The sequence below is a fragment of the bacterium genome, assembly GCA_021372775.1.
Lineage (GTDB): Bacteria > Acidobacteriota > Polarisedimenticolia > J045 > J045 > JAJFTU01.
This window is the reverse complement of the sequence record JAJFTU010000044.1, coordinates 1-19,737: the sequence shown is the minus strand read 5'-3', so window position 1 is coordinate 19,737 and position 19,737 is coordinate 1. Positions and strand designations below refer to the sequence as shown.

General features: G+C 72.3%; 21 protein-coding genes and 1 tRNA gene. 14 read left to right on the top strand and 8 right to left on the bottom strand.

The features are described from left to right. Window positions 1–53 precede the first annotated feature (53 nt). Together LLG88_01835 and LLG88_01830 are read left to right on the top strand one after the other, a co-directional pair. Window positions 54–2,423 (top strand): transglycosylase domain-containing protein, encoded by a 2,370-nt coding sequence (locus LLG88_01835; protein MCE5245647.1) that lies wholly within the window; start codon window positions 54–56, stop codon window positions 2,421–2,423. Then, window positions 2,420–2,890: a general secretion pathway protein GspG gene (locus LLG88_01830; protein ID MCE5245646.1), complete on the top strand. Its 471-nt coding sequence runs from the start codon at window positions 2,420–2,422 to the stop codon at window positions 2,888–2,890. The genes LLG88_01835 and LLG88_01830 overlap by 4 nt, the downstream gene beginning before the upstream one ends. Window positions 2,891–2,905: 15 nt before the next feature. Here the strand turns inward: LLG88_01830 and glgP are convergent, their stop codons facing one another. The 8 genes from glgP to LLG88_01790 all read right to left on the bottom strand — a co-directional run bounded on the left by glgP (window position 2,906) and on the right by LLG88_01790 (window position 11,001). After that, window positions 2,906–5,095 carry an alpha-glucan family phosphorylase gene (gene glgP, locus LLG88_01825; protein ID MCE5245645.1) on the bottom strand — a complete coding sequence of 730 codons (2,190 nt, stop codon included), beginning with the start codon at window positions 5,093–5,095 and terminating at the stop codon, window positions 2,906–2,908. Window positions 5,096–5,302: 207 nt separating this feature from the next. Then, complete coding sequence (locus tag LLG88_01820; GenBank protein ID MCE5245644.1) at window positions 5,303–5,839, bottom strand: hypothetical protein; 537 nt, start codon at window positions 5,837–5,839, stop codon at window positions 5,303–5,305. 88 nt (window positions 5,840–5,927) lie between these two features. After that, window positions 5,928–6,014: transfer RNA gene (locus LLG88_01815), tRNA-Leu, on the bottom strand. 52 nt (window positions 6,015–6,066) lie between these two features. Continuing rightward, the gene (gene secG, locus LLG88_01810) at window positions 6,067–6,420 is read right to left on the bottom strand and encodes a preprotein translocase subunit SecG (protein MCE5245643.1); all 354 of its coding nucleotides are present in this window, start codon (window positions 6,418–6,420) and stop codon (window positions 6,067–6,069) included. Between the two features lie 75 nt (window positions 6,421–6,495). Further along, window positions 6,496–7,269, bottom strand: a complete 774-nt coding sequence (gene tpiA / locus LLG88_01805) for a triose-phosphate isomerase (GenBank protein MCE5245642.1) — start codon at window positions 7,267–7,269, stop codon at window positions 6,496–6,498. A 65-nt stretch (window positions 7,270–7,334) separates the two neighbouring features. Then, entirely contained in the window at window positions 7,335–8,525 is a 1,191-nt protein-coding gene (locus tag LLG88_01800; protein MCE5245641.1) for a phosphoglycerate kinase, read from the bottom strand. After that, a complete protein-coding gene (locus LLG88_01795) occupies window positions 8,525–9,553 on the bottom strand; it encodes a type I glyceraldehyde-3-phosphate dehydrogenase (GenBank protein MCE5245640.1) in 1,029 nt (342 codons plus the stop codon). The genes LLG88_01800 and LLG88_01795 overlap by 1 nt, the downstream gene beginning before the upstream one ends. Before the next feature lie 65 nt (window positions 9,554–9,618). Beyond that, window positions 9,619–11,001, bottom strand: coding sequence for a HEAT repeat domain-containing protein (locus LLG88_01790; GenBank protein ID MCE5245639.1), 1,383 nt, complete (start codon window positions 10,999–11,001; stop codon window positions 9,619–9,621). 254 nt (window positions 11,002–11,255) lie between these two features. On the opposite strand from LLG88_01790, the gene LLG88_01785 reads away from it, so the two are divergent. The 12 genes from LLG88_01785 to LLG88_01730 form a co-directional block, all read left to right on the top strand. Continuing rightward, entirely contained in the window at window positions 11,256–11,789 is a 534-nt protein-coding gene (locus LLG88_01785) for a type II secretion system protein GspG (protein MCE5245638.1), read from the top strand. Continuing rightward, complete coding sequence (locus LLG88_01780; GenBank protein MCE5245637.1) at window positions 11,770–12,291, top strand: DUF192 domain-containing protein; 522 nt, start codon at window positions 11,770–11,772, stop codon at window positions 12,289–12,291. The genes LLG88_01785 and LLG88_01780 overlap by 20 nt, the downstream gene beginning before the upstream one ends. Continuing rightward, window positions 12,288–13,385: a hypothetical protein gene (locus LLG88_01775; GenBank protein MCE5245636.1), complete on the top strand. Its 1,098-nt coding sequence runs from the start codon at window positions 12,288–12,290 to the stop codon at window positions 13,383–13,385. Before LLG88_01780 ends, LLG88_01775 begins: the two co-directional genes overlap by 4 nt. 153 nt (window positions 13,386–13,538) lie before the next feature. After that, on the top strand, window positions 13,539–13,892 hold the full coding sequence (ndhC, locus tag LLG88_01770; protein MCE5245635.1) for an NADH-quinone oxidoreductase subunit A: 354 nt from the start codon (window positions 13,539–13,541) through the stop codon (window positions 13,890–13,892). Then, window positions 13,883–14,371 (top strand): NADH-quinone oxidoreductase subunit B, encoded by a 489-nt coding sequence (locus LLG88_01765; GenBank protein MCE5245634.1) that lies wholly within the window; start codon window positions 13,883–13,885, stop codon window positions 14,369–14,371. The genes ndhC and LLG88_01765 overlap by 10 nt, the downstream gene beginning before the upstream one ends. 9 nt (window positions 14,372–14,380) lie before the next feature. Beyond that, window positions 14,381–15,061, top strand: coding sequence for an NADH-quinone oxidoreductase subunit C (locus LLG88_01760; protein ID MCE5245633.1), 681 nt, complete (start codon window positions 14,381–14,383; stop codon window positions 15,059–15,061). A gap of 43 nt (window positions 15,062–15,104) precedes the next feature. Beyond that, entirely contained in the window at window positions 15,105–16,205 is a 1,101-nt protein-coding gene (locus LLG88_01755) for an NADH-quinone oxidoreductase subunit D (GenBank protein ID MCE5245632.1), read from the top strand. A gap of 10 nt (window positions 16,206–16,215) precedes the next feature. Continuing rightward, the gene (gene nuoH / locus LLG88_01750; GenBank protein ID MCE5245631.1) at window positions 16,216–17,307 is read left to right on the top strand and encodes an NADH-quinone oxidoreductase subunit NuoH; all 1,092 of its coding nucleotides are present in this window, start codon (window positions 16,216–16,218) and stop codon (window positions 17,305–17,307) included. Window positions 17,308–17,328: 21 nt separating this feature from the next. Continuing rightward, window positions 17,329–17,844 (top strand): NADH-quinone oxidoreductase subunit I, encoded by a 516-nt coding sequence (locus tag LLG88_01745; protein MCE5245630.1) that lies wholly within the window; start codon window positions 17,329–17,331, stop codon window positions 17,842–17,844. Window positions 17,845–17,908: 64 nt separating this feature from the next. Beyond that, the gene (locus tag LLG88_01740; protein MCE5245629.1) at window positions 17,909–18,469 is read left to right on the top strand and encodes an NADH-quinone oxidoreductase subunit J; all 561 of its coding nucleotides are present in this window, start codon (window positions 17,909–17,911) and stop codon (window positions 18,467–18,469) included. A 12-nt stretch (window positions 18,470–18,481) separates the two neighbouring features. Further along, the gene (gene nuoK, locus LLG88_01735; GenBank protein ID MCE5245628.1) at window positions 18,482–18,784 is read left to right on the top strand and encodes an NADH-quinone oxidoreductase subunit NuoK; all 303 of its coding nucleotides are present in this window, start codon (window positions 18,482–18,484) and stop codon (window positions 18,782–18,784) included. 16 nt (window positions 18,785–18,800) lie between these two features. Beyond that, a partial coding sequence (locus tag LLG88_01730) for a hypothetical protein (GenBank protein MCE5245627.1) occupies window positions 18,801–19,737 on the top strand: 937 nt, incomplete at its 3' end.

The following is a 19,737-nucleotide window of genomic DNA, read 5'->3' as shown; positions in this document are numbered from 1 at the left end:
CGGGCGTCGCGCGCCGCGGCGAACGAGTTTAGTCTCAAGCGCTGGGAGGGACGTTGGGCGAGAGGTCGCCGCGCAGGCGCAACGAGAAGCCGTCCGGAAGGCGGCGCGGCCGGAAGGCCCGTTCGTCCGGCGGCTTCGCCGTCCGCCTGCTCGCCGCCGGCGCCCTCGCCGCGTCGCTTCTCGTCTGGGGCTGGATGATCCTCGACAACGCGGGAAAGGTCGCCGCGGCGATCCTGCGCGAGGATCCCGGCGACCTGCCGGTCGAGCTCCTCGCCGCGCCGCGCGCGCTCGTTCCCGGGCAGGCCGCCGACGCCGACGAGCTCGAACGGGAACTGCGCTCGCTCTCCTACCGGCCGGTCGCGCGCACGCCGCGCGACCCCGGCGAGTACCGGCGCTCCGGCGCGACGCTCGAGGTCTACCGCCGCGCCCACGTCGGGCCGCGCGGCCCGGTGGACGAAGGGTTCGCGCGCGTCGGCTTCGACGCCGGACGCGTCGCCTCGCTCGCGGCCGCCGACGGCCGCGCGCTCGACGCGTTCGCGCTCGAGCCGGTGCGCCTCGGCGCCTTCCGCGGGCCGGTGCTCGCCGAGCGGCGCCCGCTGCCGCTTTCCGCCTATCCGCGCCGCCTCATCCAAGCGGTGATGGCCGCCGAGGACTCGCGCTTCCTGCAGCACCGCGGCGTCGATCCCGTCGGGCTGCTGCGCGCGGCCTGGACCGACCTGCGCGGCGGGCAGATGCAGGGCGGGAGCACGATCACCCAGCAGGTGATCAAGAACCGCGTCGTGGGGCGCGAGCGGACGCTGGCGCGCAAGGCGCACGAGGCGCTCCTCGCGGCCTACGTCGAGCGGAAGATCACCAAGGAGCGGCTGCTCGAGATCTACCTCAACGAGGTCTACCTCGGCCAGCGCGGCGCGGTCTCCGTCGTCGGCATGCCGGCCGGCGCGCTGCACTACTTCGGCCGCAACGTGGACGACCTCGCGCTCAATCAGGAGGCGATGCTGGCGGGGATGATCGCCTCGCCGGGGCGCTTCGATCCGCGGCGCGACCCGCGCGAGGCGCAGGCGCGCATGGCGCGGATCCTCGCCCGGATGCGCGAGCTCGGCTACATCACGCCGATGGAGGAACAGGCCGCGGCCGCGGCGCCGCTCGGCGTCGCGCCGCTCTCCGATCCGCTCGACCCGGCCGGCGACGTCCTCGACGCCGCGCGCCGCGAACTCGTGGCCCGCGGCTGGGAGCCGCGCCCCGGCAAGGCGCGGGCGATGGTCTTCACCACCGTGGACGTCGAGCTGCAGGCCGCGGCGCGCCGCGCGCTCGACGAGGGGCTGACCGAGCTCGAGGCGAAGGAGCCGTCGCGCGCCCCGCTCGAAGGGGCGGTGGTGATCGTGCGGCCGCGCACCGGCGAGGTGCTGGCGCTGGTCGGCGGGCGGCGCGGCGTGCGCGGCGGCTTCCACCGCGCGCTCGACGCGCGGCGCCAGCCCGGATCGGCCTTCAAGCCGTTCGTCGCGCTGGCCGCCTTCGGCGTCGGCGCCTTCTCGCCGTCGTCGGTCGTCAGCGACACGCCGCTCGCCGTGCCGACCGCCGCCGGCGAGTGGCGTCCCTCGAACTACGACCATCAGTTCCGCGGCCCGGTGACGGTGCGCCAGGCGCTCGAGCAGAGCCTCAACGTGCCGATGGCCCGCGTCGGCCTCGCGGTCGGCCCGGCGACGGTCGTCGAGTGGGCGCACCGCGCGGGACTCGAAGGACATCTTCCCGCGCAGCCGGCGCTGGCGCTCGGCGCGGGGGAGGTGACGCCGCTCGACCTCGCCGCGGGCTACGCGACGATCGCCGCGCTCGGCGAGCGCCGTCCGCCGTCGCTCGTCGCGTCGGCGCGGACGGGGGAGGCCGGCTCGACGATCCCGCTCGTCCGCGTCGCCCCCGCCGAGCGGACGCTCCCCGCGGACGCGTGCTACATGGTGCTCGACGCGCTGACCGGCGTCGTCGAGCGCGGCACGGCGAAGGAACTCGCGCCGCTGCTTCAGGGGGCGCGCGTCGCCGGCAAGACCGGCACGACGCAGGACGGCCGCGACGCGTGGTTCGTCCTCGCCTCGGGAGACGCCGTCGTCGTCGTCTACATCGGCCGCGACGACGACAAGCCGGCCAAGCTGACCGGCGCCGGCGCCGCGGTGCCGGTCGTCAAGCGGCTGATCGAGAGCGTCGGGCCGCGCCTGCTCTCCGAGCTGCCCGCGGCGCCCGAGGGAATGCACCAAGTCGAGGTCTGCGCCGAGACCGGCGGGAAGGCGACGCCGCGCTGCCCGACGAAGGTGCTCGAGAACTTCAAGGAAGGGACCGAGCCCCCGCCGTGCGCGAAGCACGCCTCGCCGCTCAAGAAGCTCTGGAACAAGATCGTCGGCAAGTCGTCGCCGGCGGCGGGGAAGGGACGGCGATGAGGGACCAGCGAGGCATGACCTACCTCGAGCTGGCGCTCGTCGCCGCGCTCCTCGTGATCCTCGCCGGGCTCGCGATCCCCTACGTCCATCACCGGATGCAGGCGGTCAAGGAGCTGCAGCTCCGGCGCGCCCTCGCCGAGATGCGGAGCGCGATCGACCGCTACCACGACGCGGCGCAGCTCGGCGAGATCGAGCCGTGGGACCTCGCCTGGAACATGTACCCGAAGGACCTGCAGATGCTGGTGGACGGCGTGGCGGTGAAGACCGCCGCCGACCAGCCGGCGCAGAAGACGAAGTTCCTGCGGAAGATCCCGGTCGATCCGACGACCGGCCTCGCGGAGTGGAGCTGCCGCGGCTACAACGACGACAAGGACACCCGCAACGACTCGTGCGACGACCTCTACGACGTCTTCTCCACGTCGAGCGACCTGTCCGCCGACGGCAGCACCTACTACCGCGACTGGTGAGACGCCCCGCCGCCGCTACCGCGGCTGCCGCTCCCGCTCGGCCGCGGCCAACGGGGCGTAGGCCGCCTCGGCGTACTCGCGGACCATCCGGTTGGCGCTGAAGCGGGGCAGCAGCTCGCGGATCGACGCCTTCATCGCCGCGACCCAGCGCCGCGGCGTCGCCGACTGCCCGCGGTCGTAGAACATCGGCACGATTTCCCGCTCCAGCAGGTCGTAGAGCGACGCCGCGTCCTCGGCGTCCTGCGCTTCGTCGTTGCCGATCGCCTCCAGCCGGCCGATCGCCCAGCCGAGGTCCGGGCGGTACCCCTCGATCCACCAGCCGTCGAGCACCGACAGGTTGAGCGCGCCGTTGACGGCGGCCTTCTGTCCCGACGTGCCGGAAGCCTCCAGCGGGCGGCGCGGGTTGTTCAGCCAAACGTCCACCCCCTGGACCAGCAGGCGGGCGGTGTAGAGGTCGTAGTCCTCGAGGAAGACGACCCGCCCGCGCATCCCGTCGCTCTGCGAGAGGCGGAAGATCTGGGCGATGACGTCCTGCCCGGCGAGGTCGGCGGGGTGCGCCTTCCCGGCGAAGAGGAACTGCACCGGGCGGTCCTCGTCGCCGAGGATCCGCTTCAGCCGCTGCAGGTCGCGGAAGAGCAGCCAGGCCCGCTTGTAGGTGGCGAAGCGCCGCGCGCAGCCGATCGTCAGCGCCGTCGGGGCGAGGCAGTGGTCCACCGCCGCGAGCTGCCGCGGGCCGGCGCCCTGCCGCGCGTACATCCGCCGCAGGCTGTCGCGCACGGCGCGGACGAGGCGCCGCTTCTGCGCGTTGTGGGCCGCCCACAGCTCGTCGTCGGGAACGAGCGCGTCGAACGTCTCCCAGCGCGCCGGTTCCTCGGCGGCCCGCTCCCAGTCGGCGCCGAAGACGCGCTGCAGCAGGTCGCGGAGCTCGGAGCCGATCCAGGTCTTCACGTGCACGCCGTTGGTCACCGAGGTGATCGGCGGCTCGGCGCCGGGGAAGAGCCCCTTCCACATCGCGCGGCTGACCTCTCCGTGGCGGCGCGAGACGGCGTTGCGGAAGCTCGACTGCCGCAGGGCGAGGGCGGTCATGTTGAACGGCTCGTCCGGGGCGCCGTGCACCTGCCCGACCTTCAGCAGCTCCGCCGCCGGAACGCCGAGCTGCACGGCCCACGAGCCGAGGTAGAGGCGGATCAGCTCGGCGTCGAACATCTCGTTCCCCGCGGGGACCGGCGTGTGGGTGGTGAAGGCGATGTTGGAGCGGACCTGCTCGAGCGCGCGGGGGAGCGGCTCGCCGCGCTGCATCTCCTCGCGCACCCGCTCGAGGACCATCAGCGCCGAGTGCCCTTCGTTGATGTGCCAGACGCCGGGGTCGATGCCCAGCGCGCGGAGCGCCTTCACCGCGCCGACGCCGAGGACCATCTCCTGGCAGAGGCGCATTTCGCGCCCGCGGACGTAGAGGATGTGCGTGATCGGCCGGTCGTGCGGCTCGTTCTGCGGCAGGTCGGAGTCGAGCAGCAGCACCGGAATCCGCCCGACCTGGACCTTGTAGACCAGCAGGTGGACCTTCCGGTCGAGCAGCGGGACGCCGACGATCAGCGGCCGCCCGTAGGCGCCGGCCACCGGCATCATCGGCAGGCGCGAGGGATCGAAGTCGGGATAGAAGTGCTGCTGGCGCCCCTCGGCGTCCACCGTTTGGCGGAAGTAGCCGCGGCGGTAGTTGAGGCCGACGGCGATGAACGGCAGGCCGAGGTCGGACGCCGCCTTGCAGTGGTCGCCGGAGAGGACGCCGAGGCCGCCGGAGTAGATGCCGAGGCTCTCGTGCAGGCCGTATTCGGTCGAAAGGTAGGCGACCGGGCCGCCCCGATGGTCGGGGAAGCGGCGGTTGAACCACCAGGTTTCGGGCCGTCCCATGTAGCGGTCGAGCGCCGCCACGACGGTCTCGTACCCGATCTGGAAGGCGTTCGACATCTGCAGCGTTTCCCAGTAGGAAGGCTCGACCTGCATCAGCACTTCCACCGGGTTGCGGTAGCGCGACCAGAGGGTGGGGGAGATCGTCGAGAAGAGGATCCGCGCCTCGGGGGTCCAGCTCCACCAGAGGTTGTAGGCGACCTCGCGCAGCCGCGAGAACTCCTCCGGCAGGAAGAAGTCGTTCGTCGCGATGGTGCGGATTTCGGAGAGTTGCTGCGGGCGGTCTTCTGGTCCGGGCATCGTGGCCTCCGGCGCCGCGTCGCGCGGATGCGTGAATGTATGACAGTCGCGCGTTCGATTTCAAACAGCCGCGGGCCGATGTCGCGCGCCGCGGGGGCGCCGCCGATCGCCCGTGCCCGAGACGCTTCCGCGCCGCCGTCGAGGGGAAGCGTTCCCGCGGCGGCCGCGGCGCGGAGAGGGCCGCGCGGCGCGCGGCCCTCGGCGGGGCTACTTCTTCCGCGTCAGCCTGACCCGCGCGAACGGCGTCTCCGACCCCTTCTCGACGTTGTCGAGCCGCCATTCCCACGCGTCGGCCTTCTCGTCGTAGAGGAACGTCGTGTGGAACGCCTCCGCTCCGCCCGCGTCGCGGAAGACGAAGGGGATGACCGAGCCGCGGCGCGTCGCCCGGCCGATCGTCTCCGCCGAGGCCCCGCCCCAGACGTCGATCCAGATGCAGACGTACTCCTTAGCCTTCGCGTCCCAGCCGAGGTAGACCTCGGCTTCGTAGGCCGGACGCCCCCGCTCGTCCTTCTCCCGCGAGACCTCGCGGAACCGCAGGTACTGGTGGGCGAGGACCCACTCCGCCTCGACGTCGTGCGTCGTCTTTTGTCCGGCGATCGTTCCTTCGAGAACCCACTGCCCGACCATGTTGTCGAGGAGCGGATCGACGAACGTCGCCTGCTGCGCCTTGGCGTCGCCCGCCAGAAGCGCCGCGCACCCGATCACGACCGCCAGCATCGCCGCCTTGGCCTTCATCCTCGTCATCGAAACCTCCGCTTCGCCGAAACAACGAAAAAGCCGGCCCTGAGGGGGAGCCGGCTTCTCGGTGTGGTGCTGATCAAGCGGGAAGAGATGGTGCCGAAGGCGAGACTCGAACTCGCACGGGGTTGCCCCCACATGGCCCTCAACCATGCGCGTCTGCCAGTTCCGCCACTCCGGCGCCTTGTCCTCCTGCCTGTTTCGAGGCTGCGGGATTCTAACTTAACTTGCGGCTACTTGCCCGTCGGCGCCGCCGGTTGTTGAGGCTGCGGCGCGGGCGTGGGCGCGGGAGCGGGAGCGGTCGGAGCGGCCTTCGCGGGAGCGCCGCCGCCGACGACCGAGCCGCTCGCGCCGGCGCCTTGGCTCAGGAAGACCAAGGCGAGCGACGTGGCCATGAAGATCCCGGCCGACCACGCGGTCGCGCGCGTGAGCACGTTGCCGGTGCCGCGCGGCCCGAAGACGGTCTGGGTGCCGGCGCCGCCGAACGCGCTGGCCAGATCGCCGCCCTTGCCGCTCTGAAGCAGCACGACGAGGATCAGGAACAGCGAGACGATCACGTGAATCGCCAGAACCACCACGTAAAGCACTACCGACCTCCCGGCCCCTCGGGGCCAAAACCGCGCAGACACTAGCACGCGTGCCCGCGCGGGGCAACAAAAACGTCAGACGGCGCGCTCGGCCGCCAGCGCGACGGCGTGGAACGAGGACGCCTCGAGGCTCGCCCCGCCGACGAGGAACCCGTCCACGTCCGGCTGCGCCGCCAACTCGGCGGCGTTCTTCGGACTGACCGAGCCGCCGTAGAGGATCCGGACTTCGTCCGCCGCCGCCTCGCCCAGCAGGGCGGCGAGAGCCGACCGGAGGAAGGCGTGGACCTCCTGCGCCTGGGCGGGGGCGGCCACGCGGCCGGTGCCGATCGCCCAGACCGGCTCGTAGGCGACGACCAGGCCGGCGCCGCTCCGCGACGCCAGCCGCTCCAGCCCCTTGCGGAGCTGGCGCTCGACGACCTCGGCGGTCCGCTCGGCCTCCCGCTCGTTCTCCGTCTCGCCGACGCAGAGGATGACCTCCAGCCCCGCGGCGCGCGCCGCGGCGACTTTTCGTCCCGCCCGCTCGTCGGTCTCGCCGAACAGCTGCCGCCGCTCGGAGTGGCCGACGATGGCGAAGTCGCACCCCGCCTCGCGCAGCATCTCGGCCGAGATCTCGCCGGTGAACGCGCCCTTGGCCTCCCAGTGCAGGTCCTGCGCGCCGAGGCGCAGCCCGCCGGGAAGCGACCCTTCGAACGCGCCGAGCGACGTGAACGGCGGCGCGACGCCGATCTCGACCGCGTCCGGCAGCGGCTTTTCGCGGACGAGAGTCTCGAGCGCGCGGCGCCAGTCGCGCGCCGCGGCGCGGGTGTGGTTCATCTTCCAGTTGCCGACGACGAACGGTCTGCGGCCCATGCGGCCTCCTCCCTGCGCGCGGCGCCGCGGCCGAACGCCGCGGCGCCCCCCTGCGCGCGATCCGATCAGAACTCGAGCGCGGCCACTCCGGGCAGCTTCACGCCGGAGAGGAACTCGAGCGCGGCCCCGCCGCCGGTGGACACGTGGTCGTACGACTCGTCGAGGCCGAACTTCTGCGCCGCGGCCGCCGTGTCGCCGCCGCCGAGGACGCGGAACGCGCCCATCCGCGCGATGTGCGCCGCGAGCCCCTTCGTCCCCGCGTCGCACCCCTCGGCCTCGAACAGCCCGACCGGGCCGTTCCAGAGGACCGTGCGCACGGATCCGTCGAGCAGCCCCTTCCACGCGTCGAGCGTGCGCGGACCGATGTCCACCCCCTTGAGCCCGGCCGGAATCGACGGCCGGTCGCAAGGGACGATGCCGGTCACGACGTGCTTGTCCACGCCGGCGGCGACGACGTGGTCCATCGGCAGCACGATGCTCGCGCCGGCCGCGGCGGCCTTCGCCTCGAGCTCCCGCGCGAGGTCGAGCTTGTCCGCCTCGACGAGCGAGGCGCCGACGTCGACGCCTCGCGCGGCGAGGAACGTGTAGGCCATCGCGCCGCCGACGAGGATCCGGTCCACCCGCTCCAGCAGGCGCTCGATCAGCAGGATCTTGTCCGAGACCTTCGCGCCGCCGAGGATCGCGACGTAGGGACGCTCCGGCCGCTCGAGCAGCCGCCCCAAGGCGCCGATCTCCTTGTCCATCAGGAAGCCGGTCGCGCCGCCGCCGAGGATCTTCGGCAGGCCGACGATCGAGGCGTGGGCGCGGTGCGCCGCGCCGAAGGCGTCGTTGACGTAGAAGTCGATTCCCGCCGCGAGCTCGCGGGCGAACTCTTCGTCCCCCTTCTCCTCGCCGGGGTGGAAGCGCAGGTTCTCGAGCAGCGCGACCTCGCCGTCCTTGAGCGCGGAGACGACCGCGCGGGCCGGCTCGCCGACGCAGTCCTCGGCGAAGGCGACCGGGGCGCCGAGCAGTTCGGAGAGCCGCTTGGCGACCGGCGCGAGCGACATTTCCGGGACGCGCTTCCCCTTCGGACGGGCGAAATGACTCGCGCAGACGACCTTCGCCCCCTTCTCGGCGAGCCAACGCACGGTCGGCAGGCTGGCGCGGACGCGGCGGTCGTCGGTGATCGTCGTTCCTTCCAGCGGGACGTTGAAATCGACGCGGCAGAAGACGACGCGCCCGGCGACGCGCAGGTCGGTGACCACCCGGTGACTCATCAGCGATCCTCCGTCGGAGCCTCCCCGCTCCAGATCCGCAGCAGTTCCGCGACGCGGCCAGTGTAGCCGCACTCATTGTCATACCACGCAATGAGCCGCAGGAGGCGTTCGCCGGGCCGCTCGATCAGCGGAAGATCGACGATGGAGGAGCGGCGGTCGCCGGAAAAGTCGATCGAGACGAGCGGTTCGTCGCTCGCGCCGAGGCGTCCGCGGCATCCCGGGTCCTCGAGCGCGGCGCGGCGGAACCGCTCCGCGACGACGTCCTGCGCCTCCGCGGGGCGCTTCGTCTGGGCGACGACTTCGATCAGGCTGACCGTCGCCGTCGGGACGCGCACGGAGAGGCACGAAAGACGTCCCTCGAGCTGCGGCAGGGCGCGGACGATGCCGCGGGCGGCCGACGTGGTCGTCGGGATCATCGAGAGCAGGCAGCTCCGCGCGCGGCGCAGGTCGGAATGGGGCGCGTCCATCGGGTGCTGCGAGCCGGTGGTGCAGTGGACCGTCGTCATCTGCGCCGCCTCGATCCCGTACCAGCGGTCGATCAGCCAGAGCGGCAGGGTCGCGGCGTGGGTCGTGCAGGAGCCGCACGAAACGACCTTCGCGCCCTTGGGCGGGCGGCCGTCGTGCGGGCCGAGCACGATCGTCGCGTCCGCCTCGTCGGCGACGGCGGTGACCAGCACGCGCTTCACGCCGGGGCGCAGATGGCCGCGCGCCCCGCCGTTGCCGGAGAAGCGGCCGGTCGCCTCGACGACGACGTCGGCGCCGACCGTCTCCCAGGGGATGCGCGCCGGATCGCGCTCGGCGAAGAAGCGGACCGCGCGCCCGTCGAGGCGCAGGACGTCGGGGCCGTCGTCCGCGGCCGCGGCCGGAAACGGGCCGTGGACGCTGTCGTGGCGCAGCAGGTGGGCGATCGTCGCGGCGCCCGCGACGTCGTTGACGCCGACGATCTCGATCGCGGGATCGCCGAGAGTCTGACGGAGCAAGGCGCGGCCGATGCGGCCGGCGCCGTTGAGGCCGACGCGAAGGGACATGGAGGAACCTCTGGCGCGGCGCCGCGTCCGCGGGGGGGCGGGCGGCGGGCGGGAAGCGCGAACGCTCAGGTTAGGAGCGGATTCGCGGCCCTGTCAAAACGAGCGATCCGGCGCCGCTTCGCGGCGGTCCGCGGGGCGCCGAGGATCTCCTTCGCCGCGGCGAACTCCTCCGGGGAGAGCTGGGCGAAGACGCGGTCGGTCCGGCGGATCTTCTCGCGGCGGCAGATCGCCTGCAGCGCGTCGCGCAGGGCGAGGCGGGTCACGCCGCGGGAACGCTGGTAGCCGCGGATCACCGACCGCAGCTCGCGGCGCGCGCCGATCAGCGCGGCGGCCTCGACGAGCGGCGCCCCGAGGGGATAGCGGCGGTCCTCGAGGAGGCGGCGCAGGTCCTCCGCCCCGAGGCGCGAGCCGTGGCGGGCGAGCGCGCGGTGGGCGAGCTGGCGGACGCCGTGCAGCGGCCCCGGCCCGCTTCCTTCGGCCCCTTCGGCGAGCCGCTTCACGAGCGCGGCGAGGCGGGCCTGCAGCGCGCGGCTGCCGGCGGCGTCCGCGACCTCGACCAGCGCCTCGAGCGGGACGGGCTCCTGCGTCTCGTCGATGAACGGTCCGAGGCGCGTGAGCTGGCGCGAGGAGAGCGCCTTCAGGACGAGGACGGTCCGCCGCGCGAGCTCGCGGTCGGCGGGGGCGGCGGCGAGCGCGTGGAGCAGCGGTTCGACGACCGCGCCGCCGGCGCGGCCGAGGCGCGAGACGGCGCGCCGCCACGTCGGCAGATGGCCGGAGCGGAGATCGACGACCAGCTTGTCGAGCGCCCATTGGTCGAGGCGCGGGCGGGGCGGGGCGGTGAGCAGCCGCTTCGCCTTCGCGGCGACCGTCTTGTCCGGGTCGTCGGCCAGCCGGCCGAGAAGCGCGGCCAGCGGCGCGCCGTCCCCCTGGGGCGTCGCCCAAGGGACGGCCTCGATCGCGGCCGCCCTGATCTTGGCGACCTCCTCCGGGTCGGCGATCAGGTCGAAGAGTGGACGGAACGCCTCGTCGTGCCCCGTGCGCAGCAGGCGGACCAGCGAGCGGGTCGCCGCGAGGCGCACGCCCGCGTCCTTCTCGCGCGAGAGCAGGCGCGAGAGGGCGGGGATCACGCCGGGGGCGGCGAGGCGCGCCAGCGCGCCCGCGGCGCGGGACCGGATCGCCGGGTCGGCGTGCCGCAGGAGCGACGCGACCGACGCCGCGGCGCGCGGATCGCCGAGCAGCGAGAGAAGGCTGAGCGCCCGCAGCCGCAGACCGTCGGCGTCGGCGTCGAGACAGGCGATCAACAGGGGCACCGCGTCGGCGCCCCGCGCGACGAGATCGGCCTTGGCGCGTTCGGCGACTTCGGGATCGGAAGAGGCGAGAGCCGCGACGAGCGGGTCCGTCGCCGCAGGCGTCCGCGGCACATCGTTCCGGCGCGTTTTCCGCAGCACTGCACCCTTCTCCAAAAGCCGCTTCGCCTGCGCCGGCGGGGATCGGACAGGCCCCCCGGCGCGGCCCCCGGACGCTTGCGACGCCGCTCGACGACGCCGAACGACGACGCGCTCGCCGCGGGGAGCGCTCTTCCTCGGGACCAACGCGCCGCGCATTTTGGCAGCGGTCTCCGCGGCGGGTCAAGGCGCGCGGCGCGCCAAATGACGAACGGCGCCCCGCGCCGCGCCCCGCGCCGCGGGCTATTCTTGGCGCGATGAACATCGCGGGAAAACTGTCGCTGGTCGTCGCGGTCTGCGTCGTCGCCGCGCTCGCGCCGGGGTGCGCCGAGCGGCGCGCGGAGAGCGCTTTTCAGGAAGCGGTCGCCGGCGAAAAGGATCGGCCGGCCGCGGAGGTGCGCGCCGACCTCGCGCGGATCGTCGCCAGTTGGCCCGACACGCGCGCGGCGGAGAAGGCGCGGCGCGAAATGCAGTGGCTCGCCGACCTCGAGCAGTCGTCGCGCGGCGGGCGGCAGCTGCTCGCCGCGGACGCCGTGCGGGCGGCCGCGCGCGCGGTCGAGCTGTTCCGCGCGGCGGCGGGTCACTATCCGGAACGCTTGGAAGAGACGGCGCCGCGCTGCCTGCGGTCGATTCCGGTCGATCCGTGGGGGCGGCCCGTGTCCTATCTGAGGACGCCGGGCGGCTACAAGGTGTTTTGCTACGGCGCGGACGGCGCGCCCGGCGGGAGCGGGGATGACACGGACATCGTCGTCGTGGACGGGCGGGAGATTCATGCCGGCGAAGTGCGTTGAGGCGCTCGCCGCGGCGCTCGTCGCCGCGGTCGCCGTCGGGTGCGGCGGGACGAACGGGCGGGCGGCCGCGCCGCCGGCCGCCGCGCCCGGCGCCGCAAGCGCGACGACGACTTCGGCGAAGCCGCGGGCGACGTTCGTCGCGCCGAACGGCGAGAGCGGCTCGCTGGAGATCGCCGCGACCGACGCCGAGCGGGAGAAGGGGCTGATGGGACGCGCGGGCGTCCCGCGCGGCGAGGGGATGGTCTTCGTCTTCGACGCGCCGGGGGAGCATTCCTTCTGGATGCTCCACTGCCTGACGCCGCTCGACCTCGTCTGGCTCGACCAGGCGGGCACGGTCGTCCATCTCGTCGAGGCCGCGCCGATCTGCGAGGCGGAGCCGTGCCCGTACTACTCGGCCGGCGCTCCCGCCGCGATGGTCGTCGAGTTCGGGCCGGGGGAGGCGCGGCGGATGGGGATCGTGCCGGGGGCCACGCTGCGCGTCGCCCTGCCCGCGGCCAAGTGAAGACGCGCGTCCTCGTCGGCGCGCTCGCCCTGCTGGCCGCGTCCCCCGCGGCCCGCGCGCAGACGCCTCCGCCCGCGCCGGTCGAGACGTCGCCGGCCGACTTGGCGACGCGCGCCGGGACGCGCCTCGGAGGGGAGTTCGACCTCGGCGCCTTGCCGGTGCGCGCCTCCTCGGAGGCGGAGCGGCGCGCCGCGGCCGCCCGCTGGCTGGACGAGGCGTTCGCGCCGCTGGCCGCGCCGGAATGCGCGCCGGCGCTGCGGGCGGCGGGGATTCCGGCCGCGGCCGCCGCGCCGACCTGGCCGGAAGGGCGGCCGATCGCCGCCGCGCCCGGCGCCGAGGCGATCCTCGCGCCTCCGACGGCGCCCCCGGCGGGGCCGGACGAGGTCGCCGCGCTGCGGACGACCGGCGTCCTGCCGTGGGAACTGGCGCTGACCGGGGAGTACGCGCGGCTCGTCGCGGCGCGGAAGGCCGGACCGCCGGCCAAGGATCCGCTGTTGCGCCTCGCGCGGGCGGCGCGCCTGGAGGGGACCGCGCGGCTCGCCGGGATCGTCGTCGCGGCGCGCGGCGCCGGCGTCGATCCGGGATCGCTGGGGGCGGCGGCGCTGGCGCTCGATCGGGGCGGGGCGGGACTCGCCGCCGCGCCGGCGGGGCTCGACCCGGTTCGCCGCGCACTGTTCCGGACGATGGTGGACGACGGGCGGCGCTGGGCCCTATTTTGGTTCCTCCGGGCGGGCTGGAGCGGCGTGGGCGCCGCCTTGGAGCGTCCGGCGTCCGGGCTCGGCGACCTGGCGAGACCCGGCGCGCGGCCGTCCGCGGCGGCGGGCCCCGCGACGGGGTGTCGCCTCGGCCCGCGGGGCGCGGCGGCGCTCGCCGGAGCGGACGACGACGCGTCCTGGACCGCGGCGATCGTCGCCGACGCGTGGAACGTGGACCCCCGCGGCCGGCTGGTCGGATTGCTCGCCTTCGACGACGAGGGCGCGGCGGCCAGGGCCGCGGCCGACCTCGCGGAACGGGGGGCGACGGTCAGGCGGACGAAGACGTGGCTTGCCGTTTCCCCGCCGACGCGGATAAAAGCGGGCACGAAGAAACCGTAATGGACGATTAGGTTTGCCAGCCGGACGCGGAGCTGAAAGAATAAGACAGTTTTGCGCGTCCCGTTTCCGCTCCCGCCGCGGCGTTCCGCGGCGGACCGCGGCGCCGGTCCGGCCGGCCCGCCGGGACCGGATTCCCCGAAGGCAGGACGATCAATGGTCGAGTATCTGCCGATTTTGATCATGCTGGCGGTGGGCGTCGCCCTGCCGGCGGCGGCGTTCATCTTCGCGAAGCTGATCGCGCCGCGCCGCGTCGAGGACATGAAGTACGACACGTACGAGTGCGGTCTCGAGTCTCCGGCGGACGTCCGCGAGAAGTTCTCGATCCGCTACTACGTGATCGCCGTGCTGTTCGTGGTCTTCGACGTCGAGACGATCTTCATGTTTCCGTGGGCGGTCCGCTTCCGCGCCCTCGGGTTGTTCGGCCTGACCGAGATGGCGCTCTTCATCGCGATCTTGGTCGTCGGCTACGTCTACGTCTGGAAGGAAGGGGCGCTCAAATGGGAGTGATCGAAGGCAAGCTCCCCGAAGGGGTCATCACCACGACGGTGGACAGCGTCTTCAACTGGGCGCGCCGCTCGTCGATCTGGCCGATGACCTTCGGGCTCGCCTGCTGCGCGATCGAGATGATGGCCGCGGGGGCGTCGCGGTTCGACATCGCCCGCTTCGGGGCGGAGGTCTACCGCCCGTCGCCGCGCCAGTCGGACCTGATGATCGTCGCCGGCACGGTGACCGAGAAGATGGCCCCGCTGATCCGCCGGCTCTACGAGCAGATGCCCGAGCCGAAGTGGGTCATGGCGATGGGAATCTGCGCCACGTCGGGCGGCCCGTTCCCCACCTACAGCACCGTGCAGGGGGTGGATCAGGTCATTCCGGTGGACGTCTACATTCCGGGGTGCCCGCCTCGTCCCGAGGCGCTGCTCTACGGACTGATGACCCTGCAAAAGAAGATGGACGAGCGGACGATCGCCCGTCCTCGGACGGCGTGAGGGAAAGCGATGGCCGACGAAACTCCGAAGCCCGAAGCCCCCGCCGCCGCGCCCGCCGCTCCGGCCGCCGCTCCGGCCGCCGCCGCTCCCGCCGCGGCGCCCGCGGCTGCCGCTCCTGCCGCTCCTGCCGCACCGGCCGCACCGGCCGCTCCCGCCGCTCCTGCGGCTCCCGCCGCGCCCGCGCCCGAGCCGCTGGCGGCCGAGGTCCCCTCGGTCCCGCTGCGCCGCCTCTCCGAGCGGTTCGGCGAGGCGGTCGTCGAGCGCCGGTTCTGGGCCGGGACGCCGATCGTCGAGGTGCGGCGCGACGCGCTCCACGAGGCGCTGCTCTTCCTGCGCGACGACGCCGAATGCCTGATGGACCACCTCTCGACCGAGTTCGCCGCGCACGTTCCCGAGCGCGCCGACGGGCCGCTCGAGGTGACCTACTGCCTCTACTCGACGACCCACCGCCACTGGCTGACGCTGAAGACCCGGACCGTCGAGGGAACCCCCGTGGCCTCGGCCGTGGACCTCTGGCCGATCGCCGACTGGAACGAGCGCGAGGCGTTCGACCTCGTCGGCGTGCTGTTCGAGGGGCATCCCGACCTGACCCGGATTCTGTTGCCCGACGACTGGGAAGGGCACCCTCTGCGCAAGGACTACCCGCTCGCGGGGAACCCCGGCGACCACAAGAACTACCGGAAGGAATAACCGGGGACCGGCGGAACGCCGCGCCGCGCGGAAAGGACCGGACGTGCTCCAGCACGAGGAACTCGAAATCAACATGGGCCCGCAGCACCCCTCGACCCACGGGGTGCTCCAGGTCAAGCTGCGGATCGACGGCGAGTCGATCGTGGAAGCGAAGCCGGTCATCGGCTACCTCCACCGCGGGGTGGAGAAGCTGGCCGAGAACCGCCCCTACACGCAGCTTTGCCCGTTCGTGGACCGCATGGACTACATCGCGTCGTTCGCCGAGGAGATCGCGCTGATCGAGGCGATCGAGAAGCTGATCGGCTGCGAGGTCCCGCCGCGGGCCAAGTACATGCGCGTGGTCCTCGCCGAGCTGCAGCGGATCGCCTCGCACTTGGTCTGGCTCGGGACCCACGCGATGGACATCGGCGCGATCACGGCGTTCCTCTACGTGATGCGCGAGCGGGAGAAGATCCTCGACCTCTTCGAGGCCTGCTGCGGCGCGCGGATGACCTTCAACGCGCTGCGGATCGGCGGCCTGCCGCACGAGTTCCCGGACGAGTTCGCCGGCGGGGCGCGGCTCTTCCTCGAGGAGTTCCCCAAGCGGCTGAACGAGTACGAGACGCTGCTCACGCAGAACCGGATCTGGCGCAAGCGGACCGAGGGGGTCGGCGTGATCGACGCCAAGACCGCCTTGGCCCACGGCCTGACCGGCCCGACGCTGCGCGCCTCGGGGATCGACTACGACCTGCGGAAGCACTGCCCCTACGACGCCTACGCCGAGCTTCACTTCGACGTGCCGGTCGGCGAGCGGGGCGATTCCTACGACCGCTACCTCGTCCGGCTGGAGGAGATGCGGCAGTCGCGGCGGCTGGTGCTCGAGGCGCTGGACAAGCTCCCCGACGGGCCGATCGCGGCCAAGGTCGCGAAGCGGATCAAGCCGGCGAAGGGCGCCGAGGCGTACTTCGCCAGCGAGTCGCCGCGCGGCGAGATGTCCACCTACATCGTCTCCGACGGGACGGAAAAGCCCTACCGGATCCACTTCCGCTCCCCCAGTTTCTGCAATCTCCACGGCCTGCCGGTCCTCGTGAAGGGGCACATGGTCGCGGACGTCGTCACGCTGATCGGGACGATCGACATCGTCCTCGGCTGCGTGGACCGCTGAGGACCCGCCGGTGAACGCGTTCATCCAGTGGTTCCTGCTTCCCGCCGTCTACGGCGTGACGCTGTTGATGATCCTGCTCGGCTGCGTGGCCTACATCACGCTGCTCGAGCGGAAGGTCCAGGCTTGGATGCAGTGCCGCCCCGGACCGAACCGCGTCGGGCCGCGCGGGCTGCTGCAGCCGATCGCCGACGTCCTCAAGCTGCTGCTGAAGGAGGACATCATTCCGCGCAAGGCGGACAAGATCGTCTTCGTCCTCGCCCCGATGATGGTGGCGCTGGCGGCGATCGGCGCCTTGGCGGTGGTCCCGTTCGGCGGCGCCGACGCGACGCTCCGGCTGGGCGACTTCACGCTCAAGCCGGTGCTCGCCGACGTCAACATCGGCATCGTCTACGTGATGGCGGTCTCGTCGCTCGGCGCCTTCGGCATCGTCCTCGGCGGCTGGTCGTCGAACTCCAAGTACCCGCTGCTCGGCGGCCTCCGCTCCGCGGCGCAGATGATCAGCTACGAGGTGCCGTTCGGCCTCGCGATCATCGGGCCGATGATGATCGCCGGCACCGCCTCGATGACGCGGATCGTCTCCTGGCAGACCGAGCACACCTGGCTCTTCTGGCTCCAGCCGGTCGCGCTGGTGATGTTCTACATTTCCGGCGTCGCCGAGAACAACCGCGCCCCGTTCGACCTCCCGGAAGGGGAGTCGGAACTGGTCGGCGGGTTCCACACCGAGTACTCGGGGATGAAGTGGGCGTTCTTCTTCCTCGGCGAGTACATCTCGATGATCGTCGTGGCCTCGATGGTCGTGACGCTCTTCTTCGGCGGCTGGGCGCCGGTCACCTTCGGCCTCGGCTACGTCTTCAAGGACCTTCCGGCGATCCTCGCCGGCGGGACGGCCCCCGCCTTCGTCCACTTCCTGCTGGGGATGGCGTGGTTCGCGCTCAAGGTGTTCTTCGTCCTCTACGTTCACTTGTGGATCCGGGCCACCTTCCCGCGCTACCGGTACGACCAGCTGATGGCGATCGGCTGGAAGTACATGATCCCGCTCGCCCTGGGCTGGATCATGCTCACCGGCGCGGCGGTCCTGATCTTCGACGCGGTGAAGGCCTGACGGGCCGAAGGGGATCGCATCATGGACAACATCAAGGTCGTGCGGATTCCCGCCCCCCCGAGGCCGCCGCTCTGGCGGCGGTTCTTCCTGCTCGAGCTGCTGCGCGGGATGACCGTCACGCTGTTCGAGCAGTTCCTGACCTTCCGGCGGTCGTTCTGCTACCAGTACCCCGAGGAGCGGCTGCCGCTGAAGCCGCGCTTCCGCGGCTACCCGCGGCTGCGGCTCCACCCCGAGACCGGCGAGGAGCTGTGCATCGCCTGCCGGCAGTGCGAGAAGGCCTGTCCCGACAACTGCATCGCGATCGTGGACGAGCCGCATCCGTCGGGGCGGGGCAAGCGCCCGAAGAGCTTCACGATCGACTACGAGCGCTGCTGCCTCTGCGGGCTGTGCGTCGATCCTTGCCCGACGCAGCCGGTGACCTCGATCTACATGAGCCACGACTACGAACTTTCGCGCCGCGACCGCGGCGAGTTCCGCGCGACGACGCGCGAGCTGTACGACGGCAAGAACATCGTGCGGCTGGGGAAGAAACGCTGACCTTCCGCCGGGCCGGCCGCGCGCCGGTCCGCCGCGGGCGCCTCGGGCGCCCCGGGGGCGCAAAGTGGAACTGCTGATTTTCGGCATTCTCGCCGTGATCGCGCTGGCCGGAGCGGCGGGCGTCGTCCTGCTGCGGAACCCCGTGCACTGCGCGGTCTGCCTTCTGGCGACGTTCTTCGCCGTGGCCGGGATGTTCGGCGTGCTCTGGGCCGAGTTCCTCGCCGTCGTGCAGCTCTTGGTCTACACGGGCGGGATCATGGTCCTCTTCTTGTTCGTGATCATGCTCGTGGACCTTGAGCAGCGCGGGCTGGACGAGGCGCGCGGACGGGTCGCCCCGAAGCTGTCGGTCGGCCGGCGGGCCGGCTACGCCGTCGCCGGGCTGCTCTTCGCCGCGGCGCTCGGCGCGAAGCTGCTGCCGGCGGTCGCCTCGTTCGGCGTCCCCGCCGACGACGCGACGCGCGCCGCCCTGCAGGGCGCGGGCGCGGCGAAGGGGGCGGTCATGGGCAACGTGGAGCGGGTCGCCGACCTGCTCTACACCTCGTACCTTCTGCCGTTCGAGCTCGCCTCGGTCGTGCTGCTGGTCGGCATGGTGGGCGCCGTGGTCGTCGCCCGCCGGCGGGCCTGAGGAGATACCGCGATGCTGGGAATGCAGCACGTGCTGCTGGTCAGCTTGGCGATGCTCGCGCTGGGCGCCGTCGGCCTGATGATCCGGCGCAACGCGCTGGTGATGTTCATGTCGGTGGAACTCGTGCTCAACGCCGGCAACCTGAACTTCATCGGCTTCTCGCGCTTTCTGCCCGACCCGGTCGGGAACATCTTCTCGGTCTTCATCATCGTCGTCGCCGCGGCCGAAGTCGCCGTGGGGTTGGCGATCGTCCTCTCGCTCTACCGGAACCGCGACTCGGTGATGGCGGACGAAGCCAGCGAGATGAAGGGCTGACGGGGGAATTCGGGCGATGCTTCCGTACCTTTGGCTGATTCCGCTCTGTCCCCTGGCCGGCTTCCTGCTGGTGGGGATTCTGGGCTCGTTCGGGCGCCTCTCCGACAAGGCGGCGCACCGGCTCGCCGTCGGGGCCTCGACGGCCGCGTTCGTCCTCTCGGCGCTGATGGTCCTCTCGTTCTCGCAGGGCGTCGGGCAATACGCGGACGCGCCGGCGTCTTCGGGAATCCAGGCGGTCGAGGAGACGGCGGACCACGCGGCGCGCTTCAGCGTGACGCCGGCGACGTGGGTGCCGTTCGGCGCGACGCAGCTCCGCGGCTGGGACGCGGCGAAGACCCGCCTCGCCGACCTCCAGGTCGGCTGGACGTTCTCCATCGACGCCCTGACCTGCGTGATGCTGCTCGTCGTGACGGGGATCGGCACGCTGATCCACGTCTACTCGATCGGCTACATGAAGGGGGAGAAGGGGTACTACCGCTTCTTCTCCTACCTCAACCTCTTCATGACGATGATGCTCACGCTGATCCTCGCCGGGAACTTCCTCGTGATGTTCGTCGGCTGGGAAGGGGTGGGGCTCTGCTCCTACCTGCTGATCGGCTTCTACTACGACCGGATGTTCGACAAGGAGACGGGGATGAGCTGCGCCGACTGCGGGCGCAAGGCCTTCCTCACGAACCGCGTCGGCGACTTCGGCGTGGTGCTCGGGATGCTGCTGATCGTCGTGACGTTCGGGACGCTCGACTTCGGGCGGATCTCGACGATGATCAACGCCGGCTCCGCCTTCTGGTACGGCTCGGCCCTGCTCACGACGATCGGCCTGCTGCTGTTCCTCGGCGCGACCGGCAAGTCGGCGCAGATCCCGCTCTACGTCTGGCTGCCGGACGCGATGGCCGGCCCGACGCCGGTCTCCGCGCTGATCCACGCCGCGACGATGGTCACCGCCGGCGTCTACA